Source organism: Vibrio eleionomae (assembly GCF_009874545.1).
Classification (GTDB): Bacteria; Pseudomonadota; Gammaproteobacteria; order Enterobacterales; family Vibrionaceae; genus Vibrio; species Vibrio nitrifigilis.
Map to the genome: position 1 here is coordinate 44,556 of NZ_WEKT01000031.1, position 11,316 is coordinate 55,871.

8 protein-coding genes are annotated in these 11,316 nt (G+C 41.9%); 4 read left to right on the forward strand and 4 right to left on the reverse strand.

The window, feature by feature from the left end; translation table 11 throughout:
• Positions 1-41 precede the first annotated feature (41 nt).
• The 4 genes from F9817_RS15310 to yccS form a co-directional block, all read right to left on the reverse strand.
• Positions 42-1,304, reverse strand: coding sequence for a hydroxymethylglutaryl-CoA reductase (locus F9817_RS15310; RefSeq protein WP_161157035.1), 1,263 nt, complete (start codon positions 1,302-1,304; stop codon positions 42-44).
• 196 nt (positions 1,305-1,500) lie between these two features.
• Positions 1,501-1,815 carry a hypothetical protein gene (locus F9817_RS15315; RefSeq protein WP_161157036.1) on the reverse strand — a complete coding sequence of 105 codons (315 nt, stop codon included), beginning with the start codon at positions 1,813-1,815 and terminating at the stop codon, positions 1,501-1,503.
• Positions 1,816-1,894: 79 nt separating this feature from the next.
• Entirely contained in the window at positions 1,895-2,152 is a 258-nt protein-coding gene (locus tag F9817_RS23850; protein WP_230389909.1) for a hypothetical protein, read from the reverse strand.
• 427 nt (positions 2,153-2,579) lie between these two features.
• A complete protein-coding gene (yccS, locus tag F9817_RS15320; RefSeq protein ID WP_161157037.1) occupies positions 2,580-4,730 on the reverse strand; it encodes a YccS family putative transporter in 2,151 nt (716 codons plus the stop codon).
• A gap of 178 nt (positions 4,731-4,908) precedes the next feature.
• Here yccS and helD point away from each other — a divergent pair, with 178 nt between their 5' ends.
• The 4 genes from helD to F9817_RS15340 all read left to right on the forward strand — a co-directional run bounded on the left by helD (position 4,909) and on the right by F9817_RS15340 (position 11,243).
• Complete coding sequence (helD, locus tag F9817_RS15325) at positions 4,909-6,972, forward strand: DNA helicase IV (RefSeq protein ID WP_161157046.1); 2,064 nt, start codon at positions 4,909-4,911, stop codon at positions 6,970-6,972.
• A gap of 231 nt (positions 6,973-7,203) precedes the next feature.
• On the forward strand, positions 7,204-8,550 hold the full coding sequence (locus tag F9817_RS15330) for a GGDEF domain-containing protein (RefSeq protein WP_161157038.1): 1,347 nt from the start codon (positions 7,204-7,206) through the stop codon (positions 8,548-8,550).
• 35 nt (positions 8,551-8,585) lie between these two features.
• On the forward strand, positions 8,586-9,203 hold the full coding sequence (gene pncA, locus F9817_RS15335) for a bifunctional nicotinamidase/pyrazinamidase (RefSeq protein ID WP_161157039.1): 618 nt from the start codon (positions 8,586-8,588) through the stop codon (positions 9,201-9,203).
• Between the two features lie 453 nt (positions 9,204-9,656).
• Positions 9,657-11,243, forward strand: coding sequence for a pectate lyase family protein (locus F9817_RS15340; protein WP_161157040.1), 1,587 nt, complete (start codon positions 9,657-9,659; stop codon positions 11,241-11,243).
• Positions 11,244-11,316: the final 73 nt, after the last annotated feature.

Below are 11,316 nucleotides of genomic sequence, written 5' to 3' on the forward strand. Positions count from 1 at the left end.
AAAAAACCGCATATAATGCGGTTTTGTTGTTTTTGGTTGGTCTATTTTCCACGAGCAAGTTTTTTATGCGCTCTGGCAAAATGGCCAGCGCAAAAGGCACCGGCAATCGAAAGTTCTCCTGCTAGGCAAACACTCGCCACGACTTCTGCCAAAGCTCTTGCATGGCCAGTTCCATTTAACCCCAATATATCTAAGCAGGCTTTTTGGGTGGGCAATTGAGTACCACCGCCAACCGTACCTACCATGATATTGGGCAAGGTGACACTGGCACAAAGGTCGCCATTATCTGCTTGTTCAAAACGAGTCATACCAACTGCAGATTCAGCAACACAAGCCGGATCTTGACCGCAAGCGATATAAAGCGCAGCTAACGCGTTAGCGTAATGGGCATTAATACCAATAGATCCGCTAAGTAAGCCACCAGTGGTCGTCATCTGGCCAAACTGAATCATCTTTTCAACGTCGGTATGAAGGTATTTCTTAACTAAACGGGGTGATATATGGACTTCGGCACTGACTTTTTTACCGCGCACGCTTCGTAAAGTATGAGCATTGGGTTTTTTATCACCTGATAGATTGGCATCAAGAAAGGCGTGTCGTGGTTCGATAGGAGAATGCTCCAAAATGAACTGCATAATGGCATTGGTGGCAATGGTCACCATATTCTGTCCGCTAGCGTCACCGGTAACGTAATCAAATACTAAGTAAACGTGATTACCTTCGATTTGTACGTTGATGTCGTGTAATTGTCCAAAACGAGTGGTACTTTGGGCGATGGATTTGCACCGATCATATTGGGTTGTAATCCAAGCGACGAATTGTCCTGCTTCACTCAAGGAGTGAAATGCAAATCCGGGTGTACGACTCACACCTTCGCTCACTAGCATTGCTGTGGCACCGCCAGCAGAGGTAATCAACTGGCTACCACGGTGATAAGACGCGACTAAAGCGGCTTCTGTCGTTGCGAGGGGAATACGAAAATCGCCGTTTGCGTGCAATCCGTGAATGCTTAACGGGCCTGCAATACCAACAGGCAATTTAACCGTACCGACAAAATGTTCAATATTCTGTGCGTACTCAAACATTGACGTTTTTGTCCAATCATCATAGAGCGCTTGGCGAGAGTCCTCCAGTCTGAGCGTATCCCAACGTTTTTCAACCAATGATTCTGTTAGCTTGCCACTCGCAACGTTACCATTGAATTGTGGTGGGTAAGAAAGCGTGGGTTGAGAGGGGACAGGAGTTTGCTCTGATGAAATTTGCTCATCGCTTGAGCCAGATTTCAAGATAGAAAATTGAGTCATTGATTCGTCGTCGTTATGGTTTGCACGCATTGTACTGATAAAGGAAAGAATAACAACTGAATAGGATCTGTCGACGTTTGGTGGGTGTATTTTATCCGAGATAAGAGCATTTTACTCAGCGTGGTGAAAACCTAGACATTAGTGTAAAAAAATAAAGCCCAGCAGAGTGAGCTGAGCTTTATCCGAACTTGTCTTGCTAGACTCTCAAGTCAAGCATGCTTCCGAGCATATCGCGTTCACGCTGAATAACGGAAACGCCTGCGCGGTTATATTGTTGTGCTTGATTCAGTTTAGTCAAGGAATCAACAGTATCGGGATGGTGTCTCTCACGAGAACGCTCTTGTGCATCTGCTTCTTTGCGAGCTTCACTCGCTTTATTAAACTTCAAAGCATCTTGTTGCTCTAATGCTTGAGCTTGTTGCAGATCTTTGGCAGCAGAGTCTGCCATCTCTCTCGATTTTTGTAGGATGGCATAACCATTGTTACCTGTACTAACGGATGAAACTGTCATACACATCACCTCTATTTGTTCTAAGCTTAATTCTTGTACGTTTTTTAATCAAGTTAGACGACTATTTATCTCACAAAAATTAGGAGAATAAACTCGATAACATATTACGTTCTTCATCACTGAGAATATCTTTCGCAGTTGTTTCAAGAGATTGGTTAATCTCTCCTTGTAGTGAACGTAATTGTTGAGGAGTCAGCATTTTTAACTGCTCTTTCATCGTTTCAAATTGTGCGCTCGACATTCGCTTGCCTCCAAACAACACCATTGGGCTCTGTAATGTGGGCGAGTATTCTGAACTGGCCATTTTTCGCAACTTTTCTGTGTTTAGCTTTGTCATGGACTACACTTACATTGAATAAGCTAACAGGTTAATACTTTCTCACCATTCCCTGTAGAATGTGGGAGCCACTAAAATTATGACTCTGATGTTTGAGTAGTGAAGCCAAGGATTTAGTTAATTAGTTAATATAATCAATATATTATATTTGAATGTATCCGTGTCTAACTCTTCAAACCAAAGTCTATGTTCTAACTATTTAGAGTTATCATACTATAAAAAGTTGCTTAAAAAATGTCCGTACAATGTAAGAAAAGCGCTAATTGATGGTAAGTATCGATAAATCTTAAAAGTGAAACACTCTGAAATTTTCAAGATTATGTCTCTATATGATTGAGTTTATTATCAAAAAGAGCTTCGGGTTGGTATGTTATGCTGGAAAGGAGTTGGCGCCTACTTGCGATGAATTAGACGCCTTTCAAAGTGCTTAACCGACTCGTACGGCAAATTTGTCAGCCAAAGAGTGTAATTCTGGTAGCATTCGATAGATCAAATGTAATTGCTGCAGCACTAAGTGAGCATTGCCTTCACTGTCTTCATGCCATTCTGCTAATTTCTGTTCAATTCCTGCGTCTTCGATATTGGACGTATCGCATTGTTCACAATGAGTAAATAACTGTTGATATAGTACATCCAAGTGCTGATGAATCACTCGGTGTGAATCGAGTACCAATTTGTGTACGTTGGAATCAATACGAGTACGATGCGCTCCAAGCGCTGAAGTATAGCTTAGCATTGCGTGATTGAGCGTGACAAAGCGAAAGCTCTCATCGGTGGCAGAGCGATATTTGCCAGGTTCGGCCAACATATTATTGACTGCAGCAGCTAATGCCGCATCTTGATTATGTGCATTACGTCTTGCGATACGGTAACTGAGGCTGTCTTTTTTCCCAATACGGTATTGAGCAATGATCTGGTCTAAATATTCCTTATTGGCGACGATCGCATCTGCCATGACTTTATGTAACCGTTTGGCATGCCAATCCGGGAGAATGTAAGCCACAGCACCAACAGCCAGAGCACAGCCGATCAATGTATCGGCTAATCTTGGTAGTACAACGGCGAAGCCTTGGCCTAACTGATTAAAGCAGAACAGAACCAACACGGTAATAAAGCCAGTAGCAAAACCATAGTTATTGAGCCTAAAGGCAAAGAACATCACCCCTGAAATGACAATAAAGGCTAACTGACTTTCTTGTGAAGGGAAAAGCGTGAGTAGCATTACGCCAATCAATAAACCAGCGAGGGTTCCAATAATGCGCGAGGTGATTTTTTGTCGTGTCGCTGCGTAGTTTGGCTGGCAGACAAAAAGTGTCGTCAGCAAAATCCAATAGCCACGTTCTAACCCCAGGATTTGTAAAATAATATAACCAAGCGTTAGCGCTATCGACATGCGTAATGCATGGCGAAACAATAGTGAATCACGATTTAAATTTGATTTTACACGGTTCCACATGGTTTTAATCGTGTGGGGTTCGGTGTCCTCTAAAACTTCCTCTTCGAGTTTATCTATGTTGGGGGTCGCAATATTGGTCAGTTGCTTCTCGACGGTCATTAAGTTAGTAAATAGATAACCAAGTTGTGCAAGTAGCGAACGCCATTCGGGACGCTGTTGCTGCTTAAGATAATCAAGAGACTGTTGCAGCTCATCTAAAGCTAAGGCTGAATCGCCTTGGTGTTCGTAGTCTTGGCCTAAACGAATACACTGGGCCACTTCACGGCAGGCATCGGCCTGAGCTTGCAATAAAGATTTAAAGCGAAATAGGATATCAGAGCGACCAAAGTGCTGAGCTAACTCTTGGTAACGATAGTGTGTCGAACTTGCTCTTTCGTGGATATCTTGTGCTAGAAAATAAATGCTTAGATAGTGATCACTGGCACTGTCGACATGTCCGCGTTTTGCTCGAGTTAAAAAGATGGCTTTGCATTGGTTCAAAGCAGAGACGGTTGCGCTGTTTAGTTGTGCTTCACTGATGCGATGAGGCTGTGGAGTAAATTGTGATGTGGGATGGAACATCAATGCCTTAGCATCGAGATAATGACCTAGTTGTAAAAATACGTTAGCTAAGTTTTGCTGCACAGGCTGCATTGGCCAAAAGCTATACCAAAGCATTGATATAAAGAAATACCAAGCAGTACCAATGAGCAGTAATACTGGCTGAAACCAAATATTGGTACTTTGGTCTGCACCGAGCATGGTGTAAACCGCAAGCAGTAGAGATGCGAAGGCTATCGATGCGTAGCGCGAGCCGATAGCACCAAGCATAATAAAGCCAAATGTTGAAACAAATAATCCGATCGAGAATAAGATGGGGTGATCAAATAAAATCTCTATCGAAAATGAAGCGATCGCAAAGCAGATAAACGTCATGGTGATGGCTTTTAGGCGGCCAGAGAAATTATCGTCCCGTTCCGATAAAGCCGCAGCGATCACGCCTAAGATCAACGGTGTGACCCAAGTGTTGAGACTGTACATCCAGCAAGGGATGACCACCCCGAGAAGTGTCACAAGAATCAGGGCGCTATAGTTGAAAGTTTTATTGGCCCAGTAGAGCCTAAGTCGATTTGATATCTGCACGTTGTTCAATGGTCGTAATTGCAAAGTTGAAAGTGTACCAGATGCGGTAACTAACAACCTGATCAAGATGAATAAAAGTGAGAAATTTCTTTGATTTTAAAGTATTGACATTAACTTTTCATTCTCCGATATGATTAAGGTATGATGAGCCGCGAATACAATGAGAGAGTTTATTTCAATGCAGCTGAGTGCGAATAAGACTGCACAGTTTTTTATTTCTGACGAATATCATCAAGTGTCACTTGAGAAAGAGCTTATTGTGCTCTCATCTCATCAAACTGAAGAGCGTATTCCTTATCATATTTGGAATGGATGTGTACGCGTTAATCATGGTCTCATTTGGGGCTCGATGCAATTCTATGCCCATGAAGAAGAGGGCGTGCAGCGTTCATGGTTAGTTCAAGGACTTCCTTGGCCACAATGCCGCGATTTTGCTGAGTATTTAGTGACCGATTATCAGCGCTGGCATGATCTCCAATGTGAGAAGCTCAGCGAATATCTACCACGTTGGCGAGAAGAACTCTTAAGTATCGGTAACTTGCCTTCATTCCTTCCCCATTCATTAACAGAAAGTTGGGTAACCCGGGTGCTTAGCGATCTGGATAGCATTGGGGCCACTATCGAAGAAACACACCAACGTTTACCAGAGGCTATGGAACCACTGTTGCCTTGGCTGTTAAATACGTCTGAAACCTTATATGAGCGCAACCAAGCTTGGCTTGGTGATGAGCAAGAACGATGGCAACCACTCTTTGCAAATATTGAGTCTTCACCAATGAATAATACGCAGCAGCAGGCGGTATTACTCAATGATGATCATAATTTAGTGTTAGCAGGCGCGGGCTCAGGTAAAACCAGTGTATTGACTGCACGCGTTGCGTACTTACTGCAAAGTGGGTTGGCTCATCCAGAAGATATTTTGCTGGTGGCGTTTGGCAAAGATGCCGCACAGGAAATGGAACAGCGGATCCAAGAAAAAGTGGGGGAGAGAACGCAAGGTGTGAGAGTAAATACCTTCCACCAATTGGGGCTCAATATCATTAATCGAGTTGAAGGGGGCTGTGTTGCTTTGTCACCTTTGGCACTTGATGATAACCAGCGTACAGCGTGGTGTATTGATTGGCTTAAGCGTCACTGGATGACTGATACCAACTTTAAGCGTTGGCAGCAACATCTATCAAAATGGCCTATTGCCTATATTACCGGTGATGATGAGCTAGGTAGTCATGTTGAAAACCCCAAATTAATTGCTTGGTTGGTTAAGCAAATTGATCAGCTTTCAATGCTCAATCTTAAGAAAAAAGAACTTCAGGAGCGTATCGTTGATCATGAAGAATATGCCCGTTTGAACAGCGAGTTGAATTTATGTTGGCCGTGCTTTCGTGACTGGCAAAAAATGCTGAAAGATGAAGATCAAATCGACTTTAACATCATGATTAGCCGCGCTGCTCAATACGTACAGAAGGGGAAATTCCCATCGCCATGGAAATTTATTATGGTCGATGAATATCAAGATATTTCGCCGCAACGTTTAGAACTGATCCAGTCGCTATGTGAGCAAAAAACCGGTTCGTGTAACTTGTTTGCTGTGGGGGATGATTGGCAGGCCATTTACCAGTTTGCTGGTTCTGATGTCAATTTGACTACAGGGTTTGCTGCTCGTTTCCCTCAGTCAACCATACATCATCTCGATACGACATACCGTTTCAATGAGCAGATTGCCAATGTGGCCAATCAGTTTATTCAGCAAAACCCGAATCAGTTGCCCAAAACGCTCAATAGCTATAAGTCGCAGAAACAGAAAGCGGTTTACGTTGCACCTAGCCACAATGTAGAGAAGATTATTGATCAGCTTAATCGCAAAGCGGATGGCCTAAAAACTTTACTACTGCTTGGCCGTAATCACTACCATAAGCCAGAATTGCTAAAGGATTGGCAAAACCGTTATTTATCGTTGCGAATTGATTTTATGACGTGTCATGCCAGTAAAGGTAAAGAAGCGAATTATGTCATTATTCTTAACGTGGACGAAGGGCAGTTTCCAGCGAAAGTCAAAGCCGTGCATCTTGATGGTGTATTGTCACACAATAATGATGACTATCCTTATGCAGAAGAACGTCGCTTGTTTTACGTCGCGATGACTCGCGCCAAGGAAAAAGTGTGGATTACCCACAGTGGTCAGGGATCCGCCTTTGTCCAAGAACTGGTCAATGGCGATTATCCAATAGTGAAGCAAAAATAATCATTGTGCTTATCACCTGTCACTTTAAAAGAGAGCTGTCGGCTCTCTTTTTAGTTTTGTATCTATTGGAGTGATGAACCGTATAAAAAATGATACCGCGATAGAAAATGCGTTATGGTCGGTATTAGGTCGTTGAAAAAATTGAGATCACTTGTACATATATTAGTGTTCTTGAATGTGAGACAATAAGCGCCGTGATAATCGTGTGTTTTGAAAAGAAAAAGTGATTGTATGAGTATCGTGGATTGGTATAAATCATCTCTAAGCCATCGTATTGGTTCCCTATTTATGTTGCTGCTTGCGACACTTTTATGCGTTATCTCGTTTTCAATATATAAGCTAAAAGTCATTGATAGTGAGATGAAAGAAGTGGCTTACATTGACGTTCCTTTAAACCAAATTATGGGGCGTATCGAGATGCTGCAGCTAGAGCAGCACATTTTATTTGAACAATTTAAGCTTAAGCAAAATCATGGCAAACTGACACCTGATCAAGAGTATGCCTATCAAAAACAGCAGCTTAAACAGCTTCTCGATCAAGCTGTCTCACTTATTATGGATAACCTAGAGAAGAACCACATTCGATTTGCTAAAGGCCAACATCGACAGCTACTTAAACAAATTGAACAATTTCAAGAAAAAAGTGAGCAATTTGAAGTTAAATTGGGCAACGTGTTGCGCCATCACCAGAGCACCATTCAGGAGAAAAAGCAGTTAGAACAGCTTGCGCTGTCTCTAGAACATTCGGTCAAAGATATTTCAGATGAATTGCAAAAATTAACCGCTCACACCAGTCAATATACCGAAAAACATGAAAGGGAATTTTTCTGGATTAATATCGCACTGGGTGTGTGCGCAACGGTTCTGGGACTATTGCTCACTTATTACATCGTTCGTTTTTTCCAGCGTCGAATTCGCCGCATGCAAGGCTCACTAAAACAGCTTGAACATTCTTTAACAATCGAGACCCAATTACCCAAGCCTGAAATGCAACCTGCAATGGATGAACTGAGTGAATTAGAACTTGATTTAAAACAGATGATGCTGCGTTTAGCAGATGAAATAGAAAACCGTGAACAGGTAGAAAAACAACTATTAAAGCTCGCTACGCGCGATAAGTTAACCGGTGCATACAATCGGCATAAATGGGATGAACAGTTAGCGATGCACGTAGAGCTGGGTCGCCGTGGTGCTCCTTTCAGTATTCTTATTATGGATATTGATTTTTTTAAGAAAATAAACGATACCTTCGGACATTTGGCTGGGGATAAAGTGTTGCAACATCTGCCTACCGTAATCAGTGAATCATTGCGTTCAACTGACCAACTATTTCGTATAGGAGGGGAAGAGTTCGCCGTTATTTTACCCATGCAAAATGGTCAAGCAGGTTGTCAGGTTGCGGAGCGAATCCGAAAGAGTATAGAAGCGAGCGAAAAAGATGATTTGCCGCATTACACCGTGAGTGTTGGCGTCAGTGAATTCGAATTAAGTGATGATCGTAAGAGCTTGTTTACTCGAGCCGATAAAGCGCTTTATGCGGCGAAACGACGCGGTCGTAATCAAGTCGTGTTACAGTAACGTATCAAATATACCGAAGAAAAGGGATAGTCTCGATGAGTAAGGCTTTAATTTTAGTTGATGTCCAAAATGATTTTGCCCCTGGCGGAGCGTTAGCGGTTCCTGAAGGGGATCGTATTGTGCCTGTAATCAATTCACTACTGCCACTTTTTGATCATGTGATTGCAACGAAAGACTGGCACCCTAAAGGTCATGCTAGTTTTGCATCAGCAAACAATCAACCTATAGGTAGCATGATAACGTTAAATGGGTTTGAACAGGTAATGTGGCCAGATCATTGTATTCAAGAAAGTCATGGAGCTGATTTTATTCCCGGTTTGAATTCAGAGTTTATTGCACAGACTATTTATAAAGGTACAAATCCGAATATAGATAGTTACAGTGGTTTTTTTGATAATCAACGCTTACAACAAACAGGATTAGAAGATTATTTACGTAGTTGTGATATCGATACCATTTATATTGTCGGATTAGCCACGGACTATTGCGTTAAATTTACGGCATTAGATGCTATTTCATTAAATTTTAATACCTACCTAATTAAAGATGCATGTCGAGGAGTCAACATGCAGCCTGGTGATGACGAACAGGCAATCGCAGAAATGCACGCTGCAGGTGTAAAAATAATTCACTCTAATGAGGTTAATCTTTAGATACTATACATAAAATGACATTATACCCAAGTAACCTCAATATGCTGTTTCAGCGAGAATGTATTCGCTCTTAGGCAAGGCACTGATTTGAAGACATAGTCATTCTACGTTAAAAATCAGTAACACAGCCTAGGAGCGAATAAAACTCGCCCTTTGGGAGCTCATCAACAAACCTATTTCTACGCCCAATCACGTTAAAAGGGAATGACCATTCCTGCCGTGATTGAGCTTGACCTAGGCTCGTTGATGAAGCTCTGAATCTTGGGAGCAATTCTACTATTTAAGTTGTCCGTCCTAGTTTTATATCAAACTTATTTTCTATTATGGCTGCTGAAATATCGAACTAAAACGATATTTCATATTTTAAAAGTGATTTTGAATAGGATATTTCGGCAATATTCTCATTCGAAAAATATTTCTTTTTATCTATATAGGGATTTTAGGAGTTATAAAATGAAATTTTTACACGGTAAATCATGGTGGAAGCAAAGCTTAGTCGTTGCTTTTACCCTGATGAGTGCATCTGCTTTTGCAGAAAACTGTTCAACAACTCCAACGTCGGGTGACACCTACTACATCATTAATAAAGGGTCTGGTCAGGCTCTAGATGTGAACACGAATGACACCAGCAGTGTGCCGAATGTGATCACTTATGAGGCATGGGAGCCAAGTAACCAAAAGTTTGTGCTGACTAAGCAAAGTGACAATTATTGGGAAATTAAGTCTGTGTATAACAGCATGTTAGTTGAAGTATTGGACTCTTCTACCTCTAATGGAGCGAATGTTGATACCTACACTGATTGGGATGGAGACAACCAACGTTGGGAGTTAAAAGTTCAATCTGATGGTGGGTTTAAAATCGTCAACAAGAACTCTTCACTCTCCCTTACTGTTGCCGGTTCAACTAACGGTTCAAATGTTTACCAAAATGAAGATGAATCTGAAAGTTCTCAACGTTGGTATATCAACCCAGTTTCAGGTACTTGTGGTGACTCATCTAGCGACGAAGATCTTGTTGGTTTTGCATCACAATCTGGTGATGATGGATTATCTACTACCACAGGTGGTGCAGCGGGTAGTACTGTCACAGTATCAAGTTGTAGTGCACTCACTTCAGCACTTGAATCCAGTGATGCTGAAGTGATTCAAGTTGCTGATACCTCGATTGATTGTCGTACATCAGATCGTACTGTACAAGCCTGTGCGCTCGATTGTTCTTATTGGAATGATGATGGAAAAACGTGGTATCGAGTACCGACCAGTGCGCAAACTTGTAGCGATTTTGCCGCGAGTACCTCAGACGACACGGTGTCTGTTACGCGTAATGACACCACCATTTATGTTCAGTCAAATAAAACGTTAGTCGGTTTGGGAAGCTCTTCTAAGATCATCGGAGCGAACTTATACTTGAGTGGCGTTGAAAACGTGATTATTCAAAACCTTACTATCTCAAACATCAACCCATCGTTAGTAGAAGCAGGGGATGGTATTACGGTTGATGATAGTAGCCACGTTTGGGTTGACCACGTCGCCTTCAGCAAAATCAGTGATGGTTATTTAGATATTGATAATAGCCAAAACGTAACGGCAAGTTGGAACCGTTTCTACGGTTACAACGCAGAAGTTTGTGCTGATCAACACTGGTACACTAACTTAGTCCAAGATTCACAAGTGACTTTCCACCATAATTTCTGGGACACGGCAGCTGGACGTAACCCTAAAATTGAAGGGGAAGATGCACGAGTTCACTTATTCAATAACTATTGGAAAGATATCACTTACTTCTCTATTGGTGGTGATGACAGTGCGCAAATCCTAGTAGAAAATAACTACTTCGAAAACAGTGCGCGTCCACAATGGAATATTGGTGATGCTTACTTCAGTGCATCTGGTAACACTTACACAGGTGTTTCTGCTACATCACAATATATTGATGATGGCGCAACAGTCTTCTCTGATATTGATATGTATGATTACACCTTAGATGACGCTGACGACCTTGGCGATGAAGTTGACGGTGGTACCGGACCTCAAGACTAATTTTGTTCTTTTGCTATCGTAAAGCCCTTCATTGAAGGGCTTTTGTATTTTATGTAAGCTAAAAGTATTACAT